Source organism: Sulfuriflexus sp., from assembly GCF_032250955.1.
GTDB lineage: Bacteria > Pseudomonadota > Gammaproteobacteria > AKS1 > AKS1 > Sulfuriflexus.
Genome location: NZ_JAVVES010000010.1, coordinates 1 through 17,913 on the forward strand (window position 1 = coordinate 1; position 17,913 = coordinate 17,913).

The 17,913-nt window shown below is 54.9% G+C and carries 23 protein-coding genes; 5 read left to right on the forward strand and 18 right to left on the reverse strand.

Annotated elements, in window-relative coordinates; genetic code table 11:
* Positions 1-76: 76 nt before the first annotated feature.
* The 18 genes from RQ738_RS02760 to RQ738_RS02845 form a co-directional block, all read right to left on the reverse strand.
* A complete protein-coding gene (locus RQ738_RS02760; protein ID WP_314161850.1) occupies positions 77-256 on the reverse strand; it encodes a DUF3012 domain-containing protein in 180 nt (59 codons plus the stop codon).
* 21 nt (positions 257-277) lie between these two features.
* Positions 278-1,675: a magnesium transporter gene (mgtE, locus tag RQ738_RS02765; protein ID WP_314161851.1), complete on the reverse strand. Its 1,398-nt coding sequence runs from the start codon at positions 1,673-1,675 to the stop codon at positions 278-280.
* Positions 1,676-1,811: 136 nt separating this feature from the next.
* Positions 1,812-3,557, reverse strand: a complete 1,746-nt coding sequence (ptsP, locus tag RQ738_RS02770) for a phosphoenolpyruvate--protein phosphotransferase (protein ID WP_314161852.1) — start codon at positions 3,555-3,557, stop codon at positions 1,812-1,814.
* Positions 3,558-3,568: 11 nt separating this feature from the next.
* On the reverse strand, positions 3,569-3,838 hold the full coding sequence (locus tag RQ738_RS02775) for an HPr family phosphocarrier protein (protein ID WP_314161853.1): 270 nt from the start codon (positions 3,836-3,838) through the stop codon (positions 3,569-3,571).
* Complete coding sequence (locus RQ738_RS02780) at positions 3,835-4,227, reverse strand: PTS fructose transporter subunit IIA (protein ID WP_314161854.1); 393 nt, start codon at positions 4,225-4,227, stop codon at positions 3,835-3,837. The genes RQ738_RS02775 and RQ738_RS02780 overlap by 4 nt, the downstream gene beginning before the upstream one ends.
* Positions 4,224-5,078: an RNase adapter RapZ gene (gene rapZ, locus RQ738_RS02785; RefSeq protein WP_314161855.1), complete on the reverse strand. Its 855-nt coding sequence runs from the start codon at positions 5,076-5,078 to the stop codon at positions 4,224-4,226. The genes RQ738_RS02780 and rapZ overlap by 4 nt, the downstream gene beginning before the upstream one ends.
* Positions 5,075-6,037, reverse strand: a complete 963-nt coding sequence (hprK, locus tag RQ738_RS02790; RefSeq protein WP_314161856.1) for an HPr(Ser) kinase/phosphatase — start codon at positions 6,035-6,037, stop codon at positions 5,075-5,077. The genes rapZ and hprK overlap by 4 nt, the downstream gene beginning before the upstream one ends.
* Before the next feature lies 1 nt (position 6,038).
* Positions 6,039-6,503, reverse strand: a complete 465-nt coding sequence (gene ptsN, locus RQ738_RS02795; RefSeq protein ID WP_314161857.1) for a PTS IIA-like nitrogen regulatory protein PtsN — start codon at positions 6,501-6,503, stop codon at positions 6,039-6,041.
* Between the two features lie 20 nt (positions 6,504-6,523).
* Positions 6,524-6,865, reverse strand: a complete 342-nt coding sequence (gene hpf / locus RQ738_RS02800; RefSeq protein WP_314161858.1) for a ribosome hibernation-promoting factor, HPF/YfiA family — start codon at positions 6,863-6,865, stop codon at positions 6,524-6,526.
* A gap of 34 nt (positions 6,866-6,899) precedes the next feature.
* On the reverse strand, positions 6,900-8,387 hold the full coding sequence (locus tag RQ738_RS02805) for an RNA polymerase factor sigma-54 (RefSeq protein ID WP_314161859.1): 1,488 nt from the start codon (positions 8,385-8,387) through the stop codon (positions 6,900-6,902).
* A gap of 87 nt (positions 8,388-8,474) precedes the next feature.
* A complete protein-coding gene (gene lptB, locus RQ738_RS02810; protein WP_314161860.1) occupies positions 8,475-9,200 on the reverse strand; it encodes an LPS export ABC transporter ATP-binding protein in 726 nt (241 codons plus the stop codon).
* On the reverse strand, positions 9,197-9,724 hold the full coding sequence (gene lptA / locus RQ738_RS02815; protein ID WP_314161861.1) for a lipopolysaccharide transport periplasmic protein LptA: 528 nt from the start codon (positions 9,722-9,724) through the stop codon (positions 9,197-9,199). The genes lptB and lptA overlap by 4 nt, the downstream gene beginning before the upstream one ends.
* Positions 9,714-10,283, reverse strand: a complete 570-nt coding sequence (lptC, locus tag RQ738_RS02820) for an LPS export ABC transporter periplasmic protein LptC (protein ID WP_314161862.1) — start codon at positions 10,281-10,283, stop codon at positions 9,714-9,716. The genes lptA and lptC overlap by 11 nt, the downstream gene beginning before the upstream one ends.
* The gene (gene kdsC, locus RQ738_RS02825) at positions 10,280-10,804 is read right to left on the reverse strand and encodes a 3-deoxy-manno-octulosonate-8-phosphatase KdsC (RefSeq protein WP_314161863.1); all 525 of its coding nucleotides are present in this window, start codon (positions 10,802-10,804) and stop codon (positions 10,280-10,282) included. Before kdsC ends, lptC begins: the two co-directional genes overlap by 4 nt.
* 14 nt (positions 10,805-10,818) lie before the next feature.
* Positions 10,819-11,790, reverse strand: a complete 972-nt coding sequence (locus RQ738_RS02830; RefSeq protein WP_314161864.1) for a KpsF/GutQ family sugar-phosphate isomerase — start codon at positions 11,788-11,790, stop codon at positions 10,819-10,821.
* 100 nt (positions 11,791-11,890) lie between these two features.
* Entirely contained in the window at positions 11,891-12,856 is a 966-nt protein-coding gene (locus RQ738_RS02835) for a calcium/sodium antiporter (RefSeq protein ID WP_314161865.1), read from the reverse strand.
* A gap of 456 nt (positions 12,857-13,312) precedes the next feature.
* Positions 13,313-14,029 carry a VacJ family lipoprotein gene (locus tag RQ738_RS02840; protein ID WP_314161866.1) on the reverse strand — a complete coding sequence of 239 codons (717 nt, stop codon included), beginning with the start codon at positions 14,027-14,029 and terminating at the stop codon, positions 13,313-13,315.
* A 245-nt stretch (positions 14,030-14,274) separates the two neighbouring features.
* The gene (locus RQ738_RS02845; RefSeq protein ID WP_314161867.1) at positions 14,275-14,460 is read right to left on the reverse strand and encodes a hypothetical protein; all 186 of its coding nucleotides are present in this window, start codon (positions 14,458-14,460) and stop codon (positions 14,275-14,277) included.
* A gap of 87 nt (positions 14,461-14,547) precedes the next feature.
* Between RQ738_RS02845 and RQ738_RS02850 the strand changes: the two genes are divergently transcribed.
* From RQ738_RS02850 to RQ738_RS02870, 5 genes are all read left to right on the forward strand, one after another.
* Positions 14,548-15,153: a hypothetical protein gene (locus RQ738_RS02850; RefSeq protein ID WP_314161868.1), complete on the forward strand. Its 606-nt coding sequence runs from the start codon at positions 14,548-14,550 to the stop codon at positions 15,151-15,153.
* A gap of 106 nt (positions 15,154-15,259) precedes the next feature.
* Positions 15,260-16,090 (forward strand): ABC transporter ATP-binding protein, encoded by an 831-nt coding sequence (locus RQ738_RS02855; protein WP_314161869.1) that lies wholly within the window; start codon positions 15,260-15,262, stop codon positions 16,088-16,090.
* The gene (gene mlaE, locus RQ738_RS02860; RefSeq protein WP_314161870.1) at positions 16,090-16,872 is read left to right on the forward strand and encodes a lipid asymmetry maintenance ABC transporter permease subunit MlaE; all 783 of its coding nucleotides are present in this window, start codon (positions 16,090-16,092) and stop codon (positions 16,870-16,872) included. The genes RQ738_RS02855 and mlaE overlap by 1 nt, the downstream gene beginning before the upstream one ends.
* Before the next feature lie 175 nt (positions 16,873-17,047).
* Positions 17,048-17,524, forward strand: a complete 477-nt coding sequence (gene mlaD, locus RQ738_RS02865; protein ID WP_314161871.1) for an outer membrane lipid asymmetry maintenance protein MlaD — start codon at positions 17,048-17,050, stop codon at positions 17,522-17,524.
* A 4-nt stretch (positions 17,525-17,528) separates the two neighbouring features.
* Entirely contained in the window at positions 17,529-17,843 is a 315-nt protein-coding gene (locus RQ738_RS02870; RefSeq protein WP_314161872.1) for an STAS domain-containing protein, read from the forward strand.
* The last annotated feature ends 70 nt before the right edge of the window (positions 17,844-17,913 follow it).

Consider the following 17,913-nt stretch of genomic DNA (forward strand, 5'->3'; position numbering starts at 1 on the left):
TGAAATCGCCTTATATCACGCGCTTGGAGCGCTACCTGCCCCGAAAACTACCCATGAATTTTTCTGACGAGGCAATTTATTTAAGGATGCAATGCTTGGCAAAGCCGGAGAGTTCATTGGCTGTCCAGTCACCCTTCGGCTTTTCTTTCAGGCTGGCGCACCACTTGTCGCTGCCCATTTCCGGGGCACAGCCACTGATGGCGATGAAAAAGCCCAGGCCGAGAGCGGTCGCAAGTGTTTTGACAAGACTTTTCATGATGAGGTCCTCCTGCAAGGATTAAACGAGAAAAATGGCGGCCAGGCCGAGAAATGCCATGAAACCGATAACATCTGTAATGGTCGTCAGCACCACGCCGCCGCCGAGGGCGGGGTCGGCGCCAATCTTCTTAAGGAAGAGGGGAATTGTCACCCCGGCCAGTGCGGCAGTAATGAGATTAATGACAATCGCCACCCCAATCACAATACCGAGCTGAATATCATCAAACCAGAAAGTGGCGACCCCGGCGATAACCAGGGCCCAGAGGATGCCGTTCAACATCCCCACTGCAAGTTCTTTGACGACAAGCCGTCGGGCATTGCTGACGCCAATTTGACCGAGTGCCATGCCACGGATAACCAGAGTCAACGTCTGGCTGCCGGCAATGCCGCCCATGCTGGCGACGACCGGCATGAGCACGGCAAGGGCAACCAGTTTCTCGATCGTGGCATCGAACTGGGCAATGACGAGCGAGGCTATAAGGGCGGTAATAAGATTAATGCCGAGCCACAAGGCACGCCGCCGGGTACTGGTGACCACCGGCGCAAACATGTCATCTTCCTCACTCAGGCCGGCCATACTCATGATGGAATGCTCGGCCTCGTCACGGATAACGTCGACTACATCATCGATGGTGATACGACCAAGCAGTTCGCCATTATCGTCGATCACCGGGGCAGAGATGAGATCGCGTTGCTGGAACAGGCTGGCAACCTCGGTGGCCGGCATGTTGGCCGAGACCCCTTTCAGCTCACCATGGACGAGCTCACCAACCTGCAGGCTGGGTTCACGGGTGAGCAGATCCGCCAAATGTACCTGGCCGATGTAATGATTTTGACGGTCGACGACGAACAGGTTGTCCGTCATCCGGGGGATCTCACCACGGCGGCGCAGGTAGCGGAGTACAACATCAAGGCTCACATCCGGGCGCACGGTGATGGTGTCGGTGTTCATCAGACCACCGGCCGTATCCTCCGGGTAAAACAAGACCGCCTCGAGACGGCGTCGGTCGAGGCTGTCCATGGATTGCAGGACGAGCTGGGTGACGGTATCGGGCAGATCCTGGATAAAGTCCGCGAGGTCATCGGTTTCGAAGCCCTCGGTCAGGGCCAGCAGTTCGGTGGTCTCCATCTGCCTGATAAGGCGCTCGCGGATATCGTCATTGACCTCGAGCAGTACGTCACCCTGCAGCTCGGAGTCTACCAGTTCCCAGACAAATTCACGTTTTTCCGGGGGCAGGGATTCGAGCAGGTGAGCGATTTCGCCAGGATACAGGCCATTGAGCATACGCCGGACCTGCACGAGGGTGCCGCTTTCCATCAAGCGTGAGAAGGCTTGCAGACGCTGATGTGGTTGCTGGTCTTCCTCGTTGCCCTGATTGAGCGCAGAATCAGTTTGTTTTTCTGTGGTCTCCGACATACTGCGCCTTTTCAAACCAGGGCCTTTGGCAAATCATGCCTTATGTGAAGGCATTCTACCGTTACCGGGCAGTGCTTGCACGCGACGCCGGCGAAATTGTCATACAACAGTACGGGATTATGGTGGCAGCGAGGTGTCAGTCAAGCGCGTCGAGATTCATTTTGGCGATGATTTTCTCGACATCGCTCTTGCGGGCGCTGTTGACGGTTCGGCGCGCAGGCTTTAGCAGCAGGCGGGTATCACTGTTATTGATGATGCGCTTGATCTCAAGTAGCACAGACGGATGCATACTGAATTCACGCAGGCCGAGGCCGAGCAAGAGACGGGTCAGGCGCGGGTCACCGGCCATTTCACCGCACATTGAAACAGGGATGCCGGCCTTATCGGCGGCACGGATGGTTATGTGAATGAGATGCAATACAGAGGGATGTACCGGATCATAGAGGTAGTTGACCTCGTCATCGATGCGGTCGATGGCAAGCGTGTACTGGATCAGGTCATTGGTGCCGATCGAAAGGAAGTCGAGGTGCCTGGCAAAATGATTGGCGGCGATGGCTGCGGCCGGGATCTCGATCATGCCGCCAATGGGCACATTATCGGCATAGGCAAGACCCTGACGATCGAGTTCCAGCCGGGCTTCATCGATCAACTGTTTGACCTGGTGTAGCTCGGTCAGGTTGGAGAGCATCGGAATCATGATTCGCACCGGGCCGTGCGCAGAGGCACGCAGGATGGCGCGCAGCTGCGGCATGAACAGGGCAGTATCGCGCAGACACAGACGCACGGCGCGCAGGCCGAGGGCCGGGTTGGAGCCGAGCGGTTTCCGGTCAGTGATACCATCAACCTGTTTATCGGCGCCGAGGTCGAAGGTGCGAATGGTGATCGGCGCGCCCTTGAGGGACTTCACGACATGCCGGTAGGCTCGGTACTGTTCCTCCTCGCCCGGTGTATCGGCCCGGTTCATGTACAGGAATTCGGTACGGTACAGGCCCACGCCGTCAGCGGCAGCCTTCTTTACGGCCGGGATGTCTTCGGGCAGTTCAATATTGGCATGCAGCCTGATGGTCTTGCCATCGAGGGTGATCGCCGGCTTGTCCTTGAGCTGTTTAAGCTCACGAATGCGTTGCTTTTCCTCTCGCTGGCGGCGACGGTAATGACGCAGGATGGCCTCGTCGGCACCGGCAACAAGGTGGCCGGCGCGGCCATCAATAATGACTTCCTCATTATCGGCCAGGTAACGGCGCGCATTGCGCAGGCCGACAATGGCCGGGACACCAAGGCTGCGGGCGAGGATCGAGGTGTGTGAGGTCGGTCCGCCAAATTCGGTCACAAAGCCGGCGACACCATAGTGCTGCATGAGCACCGTATCGGCCGGGGTCAAGTCATCGGCAACAAGGATGCAACCCTTCAGGCGACTGTCAAGATCGGTGCTATGCGAGGATTCATCAAGCAGGAGTAACTGCACGCGGTTAATCACATGGTCGACATCATCACGGCGCGTGCGCAGGTAGGGGTCTTCCATTTCATCAAAAATGGCGACCACGCTGTCACGCTGCTGCTTGAGCGCCCATTCGGCATTACATTGCTGGCTGCGTATCAACTTGATGGGTTCATCGGAAAGCATGCCGTCTTCGAGCATCAGCAGGTGGGCGTCGATAAAGGAACTGATGTCAGCCGGGGTGCCGGCAGGAATGTGTTTCCGGATCGCCTTGAGTTGCGCCCGTGCCGTGCGTATAGCCGACTCCAGGCGCGCAACTTCCTCTTCGACGAATTTGGGGGGCACCACGTATTCCGGGATCTCGAGCTGGCCACGTTGCAACAAGTGGACCTTGCCGATTGCGACACCGCGGGAAACACCAACGCCGGAAAGTGAAATACTCATGCGCGTGCCCTTTACTCGTCTTCGCCAAAGCGATCAGCAACAAGTTCGCTGATCCTTTCAAGCGCCTGGTCTTCATCCTCGCCATTGGCACGCAAGGTCAGTTCGGTACCTTGTGAGGCCGCCAGCATCATGACACCCATAATACTTTTACCGTTGACCGCCTTACCGTTACGGAGCAGTTCAATCTCGCTCTCAAAGCCCGAGGCGAGGGTGACAAACTTCGCTGCTGCACGGGCATGCAAGCCAAGTTTGTTGATAATACTAATTTTTTTCTCAGTCATTCATCCTGTTCCGTTTTGCAGCTTAATACACCATCACGGCCACCGCTAATGGCTTTATCCACCAGTTCATCAAGGCTCAGACGCGGATAGTTGAGTACGCGTATCAGCATGGGCAGATTGATCCCGCCGACAACGCGTACGCTGGCCTGTGTATGCAGGCGGCAGGCGATGTTACTCGGTGTCGAGCCGTACATGTCAGTGAGGACCAGTGTCTGTTCGTGGTCATGTATAATACGTTCGGCTTCAGCGACGACGTCGTCGGGATTGTTGCCGCGGCGTACCGCAATAATATCAACCTGCATCGGACTGACGCCGAGCATGGCCGTCGCCGTGTCCATCAGGGCGGTGCCGATATTGTCGTGGGTTATGAGTAGCAGACTGACGCTCATGAAAGCTCCCGGTGGCGAATCAGGACATTGTCGCGTTGTTCCTGGAACAGGCTGGCGAGCCGATCGACCATGTATACGGAACGATGCTGCCCGCCGGTGCAGCCAATGGCAATAGTCATGTAATTACGGTTGGCTTGTTCAAATCGGGGTAACCATTTTCCAAGGAAGGCATGAATATCCTCAACCAGCAGACTGGTTTCAAGCTGCTGCACAAGGAATTCCTGAACAGGTTTGTCGCGTCCGCTTAACGGCCGCAGTTCCGGCTCCCAGTGCGGGTTGGGCAGACAGCGCGCATCAAAGATAAAATCGGCGCCGCCCGGCACGCCGTGTTTGAAGCCAAAAGACTCGAACAGCACAGACATGCCGTGCGCGGAATCGGTCAGATGCTCAGTAACGAAGTCCCGCAGGTCATGCGGGGTCATGTGACTCGTATCGACATGCTGCGAGGCCACCGCCGAGATACCGGCAAGCATCTCCCGTTCATGCTGGATGGCCTCTGCCAGGGAGACGTTATCACTGGTGAGCGGATGACGGCGGCGGGTCTCACTGTAACGCTTCAGGAGGTGGGCATCGTCTGATTCAAAGTAGATTATTCTGCAGTCGATGCCAAGCGCACGCATATCATCGAGTATGCCGTGTATGTCATCAGAGGCATCAAGCATGGTGCGGGCATCGATGCCAACGGCCGTATTACTCAGGATGTCACCCCGGTTGCTATGTATCTGGGCGCCAAGATTCGGCAACATCGACAAGGGCAGGTTGTCGATACAGTAGAAATCGAGGTCCTCAAGTGTACGAAGTGCCGTGCTCTTGCCCGAGCCCGACAGGCCGCTGATGATAAGTAACTTCATTCCCTGTCCTGTTCCAGAAAATGCTGTTGTCGTTGTATAAAGTCGTCTGCTGCGTGATAGCCCTTCAAGGCAAGAATATGGTTGCGTACCGCGATCTCGACCAGTACGGCCATATTGCGGCCGGGCGCGACCGGCAAGGTAACCTGATCGACCTCAACACCGAGAATGGAGTTCTTCTGGTGACAGCCGCAGAGACGATCGATATTGCGCATCTGTTCATCGTCCATTTTTTCCAGGTGCACAATCACCCGCAGGTACTTGGTGTCCTTGATGGCACTGTCACCGAACATGGCGCGGATATTCAGTATTCCGAGACCGCGCACCTCGAGAAAGTTCTTGATCGGTGGCGGACAGATGCCGCTCAGGGTATCCGGAGCAACGCGGGAAAACTCCGGCGCGTCGTCGGCGATCAATCGGTGGCCACGGCTGATTAGTTCAAGCGCAAGTTCACTTTTGCCGACACTACTCTCGCCGGTGAGCAGAACGCCAATGCCGATGACCTCCATGAAGACCCCGTGCACGGTCGTGCTGTCGGCGATACTGTGCGACAGGTAATACTGGAGATTGTTTACCAGGAACTGGCTGTTCTGGGGCGAGCGAAACAGCGGTAACCCGGTGTTTTCCGAACGCGTGATAAAATCATCCGGTACCTCTATGTCATTGGCGATGATAATACACAGGGGATTGCCTTCATAAAGACGATTCAGCGATTCTGTGCGCCCCTCTTTATAGAGATTATTGAAGTACTCAATTTCGCGATAGCCAATGATTTGAATGCGGTGCGGATGAATGAAGTTCAGGTGTCCGACATAGGAAATATCGGGCTCGTTTTCCGCTGATATCTGTTCACCATCAAACTGGATAATGCGGTTTTCGCCACTCGTGCCGGCGACGTGCTCGAGCTTGAGCTTTTTACGATGCCTCTCGAACAGGGTTTTGACAGAGATACTCTTGGTCATATCATTCCGCGGCGGGTTGCCAGTCAGTAATCAGATTATATAGTTCTTCCTCGCTCTGCGCGTGACGTAGTTGTGCACAGAATGGCTCATCGCTGAACATCTTTGCCAGGTGGGCAAGGATTTGCAGGTGTTCCTCGGTCGACTCAACAGGGACCAGAAGGCCGAACAGAAGGTCAACCGGTTGGCCATCAATGGCATCGAAATCGATGCCTTGAGACAGATGGATAAAGGCTCCAATGGCCTTGTTGCCGGTCGCGATGCGACCATGTGGTATGGCCACACCATGGCCAAGGCCAGTACTACCCAGGCGTTCACGCGATAGCAGGCTATCGAAGATCTCACCCTGGGTAAGACTGGCATCGGCATTCAGCATGAGTGCACTGACTTCCTCCAATGCACGTTTCTTACTTGCCGGACTCGCTGCACAACTGATGCGGTCTGCTGTAAGGATATCGCTGATTTTCATATTACCTCGATTATTCTTGGTTATTCAGTTTCCTGAGGTTCCTGGATTTCCTGATCCTTCAGGCTGTTTCTGGCACGATGGTCAGTGGCTTTTTCCTTGTGCTTGATAATCTGCCGATCAAGCTTGTCGGTCAGTGAATCGATCGCAGCGTACATGTCTTCATCAACAGATTCCGCAAACAGGTTGTGGCCCGCTATATGGACAGTGGCTTCGGCTTTCTGGCGGAGTTTTTCTACACTTAGAATAACGTGCGTGTTGGTGACATTGTCAAAGTGACGCTCAAGGCGTTCAAACTTGGTGTTCACATAATCACGCATCGAGTCAGTGATGTCGATGTGATGTCCAGTGAGGTCGATTTGCATAATAGTGCTCCTCTGGTTTAGTGCTGATGCGAGATTACATCAGCCGTTTACGTTCATTGGAAGGCGGGATCGACATGGCTTCCCGGTACTTTGCGACCGTGCGTCGAGCCACGTTAATACCCTGTTGTTCAAGTAGCGAAGCGATCTTGTTATCACTTAATGGTTTTTTCGGTTCTTCTGCCGCGACAAGTTTTTTTATCAGGGCGCGGATTGCTGTCGAAGAGCATTCGCCGCCGCTGGCGGTACTGACATGGCTGGAAAAAAAGTATTTCAGCTCAAAGATGCCACGTGGTGTGTGCATATACTTGCGCGTGGTTACACGGGAAATTGTCGATTCATGCATCTCTACCGCCTCGGCGACATCATGCAGCACCAGCGCCTTCATGGCCTCTTCGCCATGCTCAAGAAAGCCTCGCTGATGTTCAACGATACAGGTCGCCACCTTGAGCAGGGTTTCATTACGGCTTTGCAGACTCTTTAATAACCAGCGTGCCTCCTGCAGGTTATCCTTCAGGAAATTGTTGTCCTCGCTGTTATCGGCGCGACGGATCATGCTGGCATAAAGGCTGTTGATACGCAGTTTGGGCGCGACATCCGGGTTTAGTTCAACCCGCCACACGCCCTTGTACTTGCGGACATAAACATCAGGAACGATGTATTCGGTGCGCTGGCTGGAAAGGTGACTGCCGGGGCGAGGGTTCAGCGAACGAATCAATGCGATGACCTGTTGCATGTCCGTTTCAGCCAGCTTCATGCGCCGCATCAGTTGCGTATAATCATGGGCGGCCAGCAGGTCGAGGTGTTCGGCGACAACGTGTATGGCCTGTTCGCGCCAGGGTGTTGCCGGGTCGAGCTGGCGTAACTGCATGAGCATGCATTCACCAAGGTTGCGGCTGGCGACACCCGGCGGGTCAAAGTTCTGTACCTGGCGCAAGACGGCCTCGACCTCATCGAGTTCGAGTTCGGGCAAGTCTTTCTGCAAACTTTCAAACAGGTCTTCGGTGCTGCTTTCCAGGTAACCGTCTTCGCCGACGGCGTCGATGATCGCGGTGGCGATAGTTGTATCGGTTTCCGAAAAGGGGGTCATGTTCATTTGCCAGCTCAGATGATCATGCAGGTCTTGTTCGTCATCACTGTTGATCTCGAATTCACGCTGGCTGAACTCGGCGTTGGCAGCGCCACTGGACTGGTAAGTACCGGTTTCGTAAATGTCATCCCAGGCGGTGTCGACGGGCAGGTCATCCGGTATATCGGTTTGCTGCATGGCCTTGTCGGTATCGGTGGTAGCGAGATTTTCCTGGGCAGAGGCTTTTTCCTTCTCGCCGTTGCTGTCGTTTTGCGGATTAGCGGGTCCCTCTTCGCTATCGCCTTCGGCGATCTCGAGCATCGGGTTGCTTTCGAGGGCCTCCTGGATCTCTGAACTCAGCTCCAGTGACGACAACTGCAACAGCCGAATGGCTTGCTGCAGCTGGGGAGTCATGGTCAGGTTCTGACCCAGACGAAGCTGGATGGACTGCTTCATGTATGGTTCGAGTCTTTCATTAGAGGCGATGTATTATCTACCTGACATTCTAGCGCAACATCTGTGCCAGTACAGGGGCTTTCGGGCCTAAAGTGTAAAATGTTGTCCCAGGTAGACTTCGCGCACCTGTTTATTGGCCAGCAGGTCTTCCGGTGCACCCTCGGCGATGATTTCGCCGGCGTTCATGATGTAGGCACGTTCACAGATCCCCAGGGTTTCGCGCACGTTATGGTCCGTAATCAAAACACCAATGCCAAGATCCCGTAAGTGTTTGATAATAGAGTTTATATCGACGACAGAGAGCGGGTCTACGCCGGCAAAGGGTTCATCAAGGAGGATAAAGTGCGGGCGTGTGGCCAGGGCACGGGCAATCTCGACCCGGCGGCGTTCCCCCCCGGAGAGGCTCATGCCCAGGTTGTCGCGGATATGCGAGATATGCAGGTCGCGCAGGAGTTCCTCGGTCTCGATGTCGATTTGCTCGGTGGATAAATCCGGCATTGACTGCAGGATGGCGCGGATATTGTCTTCGACACTGAGTTTGCGGAAGACAGAGGCCTCCTGGGGCAGGTAACCGATACCGAGACGGGCACGACGGTGCATCGGCAAGCGACTGATGTCGGCATCGTCGAGAAAGATATGCCCGGTATCGGCTGCGATCAGGCCGACTACCATGTAAAAACTGGTTGTTTTGCCCGCGCCGTTCGGGCCGAGCAGGCCGACGACCTCGCCGCTCCTGATCTGCAGGGTGACATCGTTCACTACTTTCCGCGAACGGTAGCTCTTGAACAGGTTTTCGGCGCGCAGGCTACTCATTGCTTGCCGTCTTTCTTGCCCGGTTGCAGGGTCATTTGTACGCGACCCTTCTTGCCTTCGCCATCGTCAGTCTTGCCACCGCGTGCCTCGACCGTGTCACGTTTGGAATCATAGACAATATGCTCGCCGCGGAAGATATCCCCTCCCTGAATGACATTGCCCTGACGGCGGATGATAAGGACTTCCTTGAGCGCATCATAAAACAGTTCCCGGCCCTCGGCGACGACGTCATCGGGCTTGCCATCGGGGCGTTGCTGAAAATGCGCGAGGTTGCCGGTCGAGTGAATCTTGTCGAGGTCTTTTTGCTCATCACGATAGACCACCACCACGTCACCCTTGATGAGTATACTGCCGCGGGTCATAACCACGTTGCCGCGGAAGGTGCTGACACCTTTCTCATCATCGATGTCGACCCGGTCAGCCTCAATCTTCATGGGGTGATCCTTGTCGGTACTCAGGGCCAGGGCCTGCAGTGGCAGACACAGGCAAACCAGCAGGAAAACGAGATATTGTTTAATTTTCATAATGGGCCCGTACATCATCAAGCAGTTGTAATTGTCCCGTGCGCACATAGGCGCGCATGCCAACAGCAGTGGTTTTGCGGTTTTCACTTATCATAGTGACAGGTTGATCGGTTTCGGCAAAGTCTGTTTTCGGGTGAATGCGTAACCTGTCCGTGTACAGGGTAACAGGCCGGTTATTCGGGCCACTATGGCGTTCAATAATGACATTACCACTAAGCAGTACCAGCTCATTATCCGCGGCCACCCAGCCCCGTTCGGAGCGTACGATCCATGGTTTGCCGGCTTCACGATACAGGGTCATGACCGGCTCGTTGAGTTCAGTGCTGTCATCATCCGGGTAATGCAGCATCTTGTCGGAGACCAGTAACGAACTGGGCCGACCTTGATCGTCCATGGTGGTCATTTCAAAGTTCTCCATGTAATAGTCCGGTACATGGCGTGTTTTTGCCTGCTGCTCCGCGTCGGCAGTCGTCGCATCACGGCTGTCATTTTTCATCCAGATGCTGGCCCCGGCCAGCGATAACAGCACAAAGATGACAGCGAGCAGGCGCAGGTTCATTGCAAATAACTGTCCAGTGTCTCCTGCAAAACGCCCCGGGACTCCATGAGCATCTCACAGACATCGCGACCGGCGCCGCGGCCACCACAGCTTGGTGTTTGCCAGTGCGCATGCCTGACGACCAGCGGGTGTGCATCCTGCACGGCGATCGCCAGCCCCACTTTGCTCATCACAGGCAGGTCGACAACATCATCGCCGACATAGGCAACCTGCTCCGGCGTAAGTTGCAGTTTTTCCAGTAGTTTGCCAAAGGCGACGCGCTTGTCCTCCTGGCCCTGGTAGACATGCTCGATACCGAGGTTTTGCATGCGGTAGTCAACGACCTTTGATGTCCGGCCCGTGATGATGCCGACTGTAACGCCGGCTGCCTGCAGCATCTTCATACCGTGTCCGTCACGGGAGTTGAAGGCCTTGTATTCAAGACCATCGTCGCCGAGGAAGAGGCTGCCATCGGTGAGCACCCCATCGACATCAAAGATGACCAGTTTGATTGTCTTGGCGCGTTCGAGAATGTCTTTCATGGTTTTTTCCGTTGTCAGACGACGCCGGCGCGTAACATGTCGTGCATGTTGAGGGCGCCGACCAGGGTGTTGTTCTTGTTGACCACTAACAGGCCGTTGATTTTTTTCTCCTGCATGGTCAGCAGCGCCTCTTCGGCCAGGATGTCTTCCTGGACGCTGGTGAAGTCGGCGGTCATGCAATCGGTGATGCGTGTGTTGTGCACATCGACACCGTTATCGAGCACGCGACGCAGATCGCCATCGGTAAAAATACCGCACAGGTGATGTTCGTCGTCGACAATGGCAGTCATGCCGAGGCCCTTCCGGGTCATCTCTACCAGGGCATCGCGCAGGCCCACGCTGTCGGTTACCACCGGGATATCTTCTCCTGTATGCATGACATCATTGACGTGCAGTAACAGGCGTCGGCCGAGGCGGCCGGCCGGGTGCGAACGGGCAAAGTCCTGTTCGGTAAAGCCGCGCGCCTCAAGCAGGGCAATCGCGAGCGCGTCTCCCATAACCAGGGTGACGGTAGTACTTGAGGTAGGGGCGAGATTCAGCGGGCAGGCCTCGACCTCGACACTGATATCCAGGTAACTGTTGGCTGCCTTGCCAAGGCTTGAATGACGTTTGCCGCATAATGCAATCAGGGGCACGCCGAGGCGTTTTAACAAGGGTAACAGAGTGATGATTTCATCGGTCTCGCCGGAGTTGGAGGCGGCAATGACCACATCTTTGTTCGTGATCATGCCAAAATCACCGTGCGCGGCTTCGCCTGGATGTACGGAAAAGGCCGGTGTACCGGTGCTGGCCAGCGTCGCGGCAATCTTGTTACCGATATGGCCCGACTTGCCCATACCGATAACGATTATGCGACCTTCGCAGTCGAGCATGTAATGGCAGGCGCGGACAAAGTCATCGTCGAGTCGATCCCGAAGGGTTTCTACGGCGCGGGCCTCGGCTTCGATAACGGCCAGGCCCATTTTGCGCAGGGCATCATCACTCATAGGCAAAAATTAATCCGGGGCGGGTTCAGATTCAACGTCATCATTATCACTATATATAAAAGTATAACGCAAGCGGGCCGCTACTGTCAGCGACTCCCTCTCAGAGACTGCCAATGTACAGGTAGACCAGGTAGGCCAGGAAACTCGCCAGCAGGGCCACGCCCTTGAAACGGCTGATTACGCCATTGCGCCCAAACCCGTAAGACATGGCGAACAAGGCAATGGTGAAGGCAAACATCACCGCAAAATCCCGGCTCAGGGCCTCGACCGGTACCTGGAAGGGCATGATCAGGCCGGGTATGCCCATGACGCCGAGCAGATTGAACATGTTCGAACCGACCACATTACCCACGGCCATGTCATCTTCTTTTTTCAGGATACACATGATCGAAGCCGCCAGTTCCGGCAGGCTGGTGCCAATGGCAATCACGGTCAGGCCAATAATCAGATCGCTGATGCCCAGCCATTGCGCAATTTCGATGGCACCGTAGACCACCAGGCGGGAACCGAGTAGTAACAGCAGCAGGCCGATCAGCAACCAGATGCCGGCCTTCCACATCGGCATGTGCAGCGGGATTTCGCTGGCATATTCCTTCTGTAGCGGGTCAGAGCCACGGCTGCGCAGGGCGATTCGGGTGATCCAGTAGAGCATGAGGAACATGCCAGCGATCAGGGACACCCCATCCCACCACGACAGGTAACCGTCTACCAGTAACAGCAGGCTGAGCACCATGAAGATAAACAGCAGGGGGAACTCCCGGCGCAGGGTAGTGGAATGCACCGTGATTGGCACCACCAGCGCCGTGGTGCCGATGACCAGGCCGATATTGGCGATATTCGAGCCGATAGCGTTTCCGACCGAGATCTCCGGGCTGCCGTGCCAGGCGGCAAGGCCGGAAACAAGCATCTCCGGTGCTGAGGTTCCGAAACCGACCACGGTCAGACCGATGATCAGCGGGGGCACGCCAAGATTCCGCGCTGTCGCCGCGGCACCGATGACAAAGCGATCCGCGCCCCAGATGAGAATGGCGAAACCGACTGCAACAGCGAGAAAGTACAACAGCATGCTAATTGAGCCCTGTAAAAGGTATTAAATGAGGGCGCTATTGTCAGGGATTCGGCGCCCGAGGCCAAGCTGGATTTTATTTGTAGCCAACTGTATCCAACTTGAGGCTAAATGAGCTTTATTTCGCTGAATATCCATAAAATTCCAGATTTTTTGTTTGCGTGACAGAGGTAAAGTATGTGCCTGCAAACTAAAAAGGCTTTAACCGCAAAGGGCGCGAAGTTACGCAAAGAAAGTGTCAGAATTGATATGTTCGAAAGATATTAAATTTCACCTTTCTGTTTGAACCACCCAGGAATTATTTTCACAGAGGGACTTCATATAGCTACTTTGCGTAACTTCGCGTCCGTTGCGGTAGAAAAAACCATATCGAATCGAACACGGAAATAATGCTGGGTACGGTAATAAAAAGGCCCCGTCTCGGTGAGACGGGGCCTTTTAGTTAATGGCCTGGGTCTAGTCGAAGGATGGCTTCGGTGGATTGCCGTCGTAGACCAGGTTCTGGCGGCGCTGCAGGTAGGCATCGCGGGTGAACAGGTATTCATCCAGAGCGGCCTCCTGCAAGACCTTGCTGGCACTGAGCAGGCCGGCGCGCGTATCCACAACATTGAGCACGATCAGTCCGGTGCGGGTATCGTCCGGATTGATATCGTTCACTGGGTCAACATAGGCATCGCCAATCAGGCCGACTGTATCACGGATGTTGCTCGGCCCGAGTAGGGGCAATACCAGGTAGGGACCGGTGTTGACGCCCCAGTAGCCAAGGCTTTGACCGAGATCCTCGTTATGTTTTGGCAATTCCATGGCACTAGCGACATCAAAAAAGCCCAGCAGACCGATAGTGGTATTGAAGAAGACACGGGCAGTATCGTGAATGCCCTGTTCGAGTTTCAGTTGCAACAGGTCGTTAAAGATAATGACTACATCATTGAGATTGCTGAAGAAGTTACTGATGCCCTTGTTAACTGGGTCGGGCAGGACCGCATTATAGCCTTCGGCTGCGGGCTTCAGTATGGCCTTATCCACGGTCGTGTTGAAGCTGTACATTGCGCGGTTAAAAGACTCAAACGGGTCTTCCGGGTCAGTCGAGCCTTCAACAGTGGCACAGCCTTGCAGGACCAGGCTGAGCAGGAGAACGGAAAATAAAAGGCGTAAGCGAGTGAAAGTGTTCATTATTGTTTAGTTAGCTTCCATATAAAGTTGTTGCGTGAGGGCAACATGAACTTAAAATTATGTTCCGATCCCCCTTCTCATTAGACCGATCATGGCACTACGTTGTCATAAAATCAAGCGCTTAGCGCCCGGGTGGCCGGCTAATGATGTCACATGCCGGGCCCATAATTTGTAGTGTTTTTCTGACAAGTGCTATTATCAGCCGCCTACAGGTGTATCGGCCACGGGCATGTTAAATTGAGATGTTATTGTGCCTTGATGCGTATTGCGTCACAGCGCGAACAACGATATTCGGTGACCAGCTGGCCCTGTTTGACGTCAAAGCGGCGTGTGTTGACGATTTGCCATCTATGAAAACCGTTTTTGCACAGGGTCTTGCCCTTGTTTTTTTCCTGTGCCGTGGGTTTTTTGAATCGAACAATGTCGCCCATGCTGGCCCCGCTGAGAAGCATTTGCCTGTGATGGCTAAATAATGGATAGTCGCGGCCGGACTGTCAAAGTAATTTGGACTGCAAGGCATGGCTGAGAATAAAAACGGATTGGCGGAGCTGGTGGTGGGGGCATATGGCTGGCAGCATTCAGCATGGCAGGTGGCCTATTACCCGGATGACATGCCGGAAGAATGGCGACTGGCCTATTACGCCAATGAGTTTGGCTGTGTGGTCTTGCCGGCCGAACAGTGGCAAGCCGCCGATCAGGAAACCATCGAGCAGTGGTTGAGTGAAATGGCAGAAGACTTCCTGTTGTTTCTCGAGTTGCCCGCCCAGGCTGGTAACCTCAGTGCGCACATCAAGCTCTTTGCCGGGCGCTGCGCGGGGGCCATCCTGCAGGAAGGCGAGCCTGCCGACTGGTCGGCCGTACCGGATGGTATCCCGCTGTTATGCAGTGAGGAGAGCGGGCAGTTAAGGCGCTATCATCGTGTCGGCCAGACCGAAAGCGTATTGGCCTGGCTGGCGGCGCAGTCCGAAGAAAGAATTGAATTGCCGGTCTTGCGCGAACAGATCGAGACGGCATTAAAGGGTGTGACCGTGACCTCGCGACTGGCGTTTATTATTGGTAAACAGGCCCCGGCCATGGAAAATCTGCAGAATGCCCGGGTGGTCGCCGAGTTACTCGGTGCCTGAATTAAGGTAATGAAAGATATAAAATAGTTGACACATCGATAGCCGTTGTTGAAACTGCGTGCCGATCAGACAGAACATCAGGATAAACAAGCATCGAACAGGGATAATGACTAGCTCAACAGACGACATTCTCGTCCAGATCCGCAATCTGCATTTTTCGCGCGGCAAGAAAAAGATATTCGACGGTATCGATATCGACATTCACCGCGGCAAAGTGACGGCGATCATGGGCCCAAGCGGCACGGGTAAAACCACCCTGTTGCGCCTCATCGGCGGGCAGTTGCGCCCGGACGCCGGCAGCATCATCGTCGACGGACAGAGCGTGCCGCATCTGCGTCGTCGCCAGTTGTTTGAATTGCGCAAGCGCATGGGTATGTTATTCCAGAGCGGCGCCCTGTTAACCGATTTAAGCGTCTTCGATAATGTCGCCTTCCCGCTACGTGAGCACACTAAACTCAACGAGGCCATGATACGGGATCTGATCCTGATGAAGCTCGAAGCAGTGGGCCTGCGTAATGCGCGTGACCTGAAGCCGAGCGAACTCTCTGGTGGCATGGCGCGCCGTGTCGCGCTGGCCCGGGCCATTGCCCTTGACCCGATGATGATCATGTATGACGAACCTTTCACCGGCCAGGACCCCATTTCGATGGGCGCACTGGTGCAATTGATCCGCCTGCTCAATGATGCCCTGGGGTTGACCAGTGTTATCGTCTCGCACGATGTACAGGAAACCGCCACTATTGCTGATGATATTTATGTGATTTCCGAAGGCCGGGTTGTGGGACACGGTACCCCGGATGAACTCAATGCCACGGAGTCCGAGTGGGTACATCAGTTCATGCAAGGCCTGCCTGACGGCCCGGTGCCATTCCATTATCCGGGAACGCGCTATGCAGACGACCTGCTTGCCGGCGCCGGGCAGGGAGGAGAATCATAATGCTGGAACATCTGCAACGTCTGGGTCGCCAGGGCATAAGTTTTTTTCAGGGCATCGGTCACGCCAGTCTCTTTCTGCTGAACCTGCTTGTTAGCGTGCCCGCCGTGTTGGCGCGCTTTGGTCTGGTGGTGCAGCAGATTTTTTCAGTTGGCGTACTGTCCCTGTTGATTATTATCGTCTCGGGCTTGTTCGTCGGTATGGTGCTTGGTCTGCAGGGCTATAACACGCTGGTAGACTTCGGGGCCGAAGAATCCCTCGGTGTGGTGGTGTCGCTGTCGCTGGTACGTGAACTCGGACCGGTGATTTCAGCGCTGCTGTTCGCCGGCCGGGCAGGTTCGGCGTTGACGGCTGAAATCGGTTTGATGAAAAGCACTGAGCAACTTTCCGGGATGGAAATGATGGCGGTCGATCCGATGGAACGCGTTATTGCACCGCGTTTTCTGGCCGGCTTTATTTCCCTGCCGCTGTTGGCGGCCATCTTTAGTGCCGTCGGCGTGATGGGGGGTTTCTTTGTCGGCGTGGGCCTGCTCGGTGTGGATGACGGGGCTTTCTGGTCACAGATGCAGGCCAAGGTCAACCTGCAGGAAGATATTCTGAACGGTGTCATCAAAAGTATCGTCTTTGGTTTTGTCGTGACCTGGATCGCGGTATATGAAGGTTATGCTGCGGTGCCGACTTCAGAAGGCGTCGGTCGGGCGACGACGCGTACCGTGGTACATAGTTCGCTGGCGGTTCTTGGCCTGGACTTTGTCCTTACGGCACTTATGTTTAGTGATGTATAAAAAGGCGCTTCTGGTTAAAGTGATCAGACGGATGATGGCAAGGCGCATAGTCATGAAAAAAGCGGCGTTCACGGAGAACTGCGCATTTTCAATTGCTATGTCACATGCCAGCGCTGTCGCAGTGTTTTAATCAGTGGTTCCCGGGAAGAAACGAGCCTGAAAGGCGAGGTGTAAAATGCACAATTCAAAAGCATTGGAAATTATAGTCGGCCTGTTTGTGGTGCTGGGTCTGGCGGCGTTGTTTATGTTGGCAATGAAGGTCAGTAACCTGACAACTTTTGCGGGCGAAGACGGTTATGAGGTAACGGCACGTTTTGAAAACATAGGTGGCCTCAAGGTACGTTCACCGGTAACGGTTGCGGGGGTACGTGTCGGGCGGGTCTCGGCGATTGGTTTTGACAACAAGACTTTCGAGGCAGTGATTACGATGACTATCAGCAAAGATTACGATGTCCTGCCCACTGATACCTCGGCGAGTATCTTCACCTCGGGCCTGCTTGGCGAGCAATACGTCAGCCTTGAGCCGGGCGGCAGTGAGAAGTCTCTCAATCAAGGCAGCGAGATCCGTCTGACCCAGTCGGCCATTGTGCTGGAACAGGTCATTGGCCAGTTCCTGTATAGCCAGGCCGAGAGTGCCGGCGAGAGCAGGTAGGACGATGTCGCAGAGCAATGACATCAACCTGACGCGTCGCGAGGATGGCTGCTTTATCCTTGAGGGGGTGCTCGATTTCCAGAGCGTGCCAGGGATCTGGCAGCATGGCCTGGGTCTGTTTGCCGAGGCACAGAGCCTGGTGCTGGACCTGCAAGAGGTCAGCCGCAGTGACAGTGCCGGGCTGGCCCTACTGATCGAATGGATGCGTTTTGCCCGCAGCCACAACAAACCCATCAGTTTTATCAATATGCCGTCCCAGATGCTGGCCATTGCGCGTGTCAGCAGCCTCGACAATATTCTGCCGCTCGGCCGCGGCTGATTTCCTTATTCCCCCGTATTTTTAGCCTTCGCAGGCTTTTTTATATAGAATAGGCCGCCTTTAAGGCCCC

Coding starts and splice junctions, on each gene's coding strand:
- RQ738_RS02760 (WP_314161850.1), bottom strand. CDS start 256: ATGAAAAGTCTTGTCAAAACACTTGCGACCGCTCTCGGCCTGGGCTTT.
- RQ738_RS02855 (WP_314161869.1), top strand. CDS start 15,260: ATGACTAGCTCAACAGACGACATTCTCGTCCAGATCCGCAATCTGCAT.
- RQ738_RS02835 (WP_314161865.1), bottom strand. CDS start 12,856: ATGCTGTTGTACTTTCTCGCTGTTGCAGTCGGTTTCGCCATTCTCATC.
- mlaE (WP_314161870.1), top strand. CDS start 16,090: ATGCTGGAACATCTGCAACGTCTGGGTCGCCAGGGCATAAGTTTTTTT.
- RQ738_RS02805 (WP_314161859.1), bottom strand. CDS start 8,387: ATGAAGCAGTCCATCCAGCTTCGTCTGGGTCAGAACCTGACCATGACT.
- lptB (WP_314161860.1), bottom strand. CDS start 9,200: ATGAGTAGCCTGCGCGCCGAAAACCTGTTCAAGAGCTACCGTTCGCGG.
- lptA (WP_314161861.1), bottom strand. CDS start 9,724: ATGAAAATTAAACAATATCTCGTTTTCCTGCTGGTTTGCCTGTGTCTG.
- mlaD (WP_314161871.1), top strand. CDS start 17,048: ATGCACAATTCAAAAGCATTGGAAATTATAGTCGGCCTGTTTGTGGTG.
- ptsP (WP_314161852.1), bottom strand. CDS start 3,557: ATGAGTATTTCACTTTCCGGCGTTGGTGTTTCCCGCGGTGTCGCAATC.
- RQ738_RS02850 (WP_314161868.1), top strand. CDS start 14,548: ATGGCTGAGAATAAAAACGGATTGGCGGAGCTGGTGGTGGGGGCATAT.
- rapZ (WP_314161855.1), bottom strand. CDS start 5,078: ATGAAGTTACTTATCATCAGCGGCCTGTCGGGCTCGGGCAAGAGCACG.
- kdsC (WP_314161863.1), bottom strand. CDS start 10,804: ATGAAAGACATTCTCGAACGCGCCAAGACAATCAAACTGGTCATCTTT.
- hprK (WP_314161856.1), bottom strand. CDS start 6,037: ATGACCAAGAGTATCTCTGTCAAAACCCTGTTCGAGAGGCATCGTAAA.
- RQ738_RS02840 (WP_314161866.1), bottom strand. CDS start 14,029: ATGAACACTTTCACTCGCTTACGCCTTTTATTTTCCGTTCTCCTGCTC.
- mgtE (WP_314161851.1), bottom strand. CDS start 1,675: ATGTCGGAGACCACAGAAAAACAAACTGATTCTGCGCTCAATCAGGGC.
- RQ738_RS02845 (WP_314161867.1), bottom strand. CDS start 14,460: ATGGGCGACATTGTTCGATTCAAAAAACCCACGGCACAGGAAAAAAAC.
- RQ738_RS02870 (WP_314161872.1), top strand. CDS start 17,529: ATGTCGCAGAGCAATGACATCAACCTGACGCGTCGCGAGGATGGCTGC.
- RQ738_RS02830 (WP_314161864.1), bottom strand. CDS start 11,790: ATGAGTGATGATGCCCTGCGCAAAATGGGCCTGGCCGTTATCGAAGCC.
- RQ738_RS02775 (WP_314161853.1), bottom strand. CDS start 3,838: ATGACTGAGAAAAAAATTAGTATTATCAACAAACTTGGCTTGCATGCC.
- RQ738_RS02780 (WP_314161854.1), bottom strand. CDS start 4,227: ATGAGCGTCAGTCTGCTACTCATAACCCACGACAATATCGGCACCGCC.
- lptC (WP_314161862.1), bottom strand. CDS start 10,283: ATGAACCTGCGCCTGCTCGCTGTCATCTTTGTGCTGTTATCGCTGGCC.
- hpf (WP_314161858.1), bottom strand. CDS start 6,865: ATGCAAATCGACCTCACTGGACATCACATCGACATCACTGACTCGATG.
- ptsN (WP_314161857.1), bottom strand. CDS start 6,503: ATGAAAATCAGCGATATCCTTACAGCAGACCGCATCAGTTGTGCAGCG.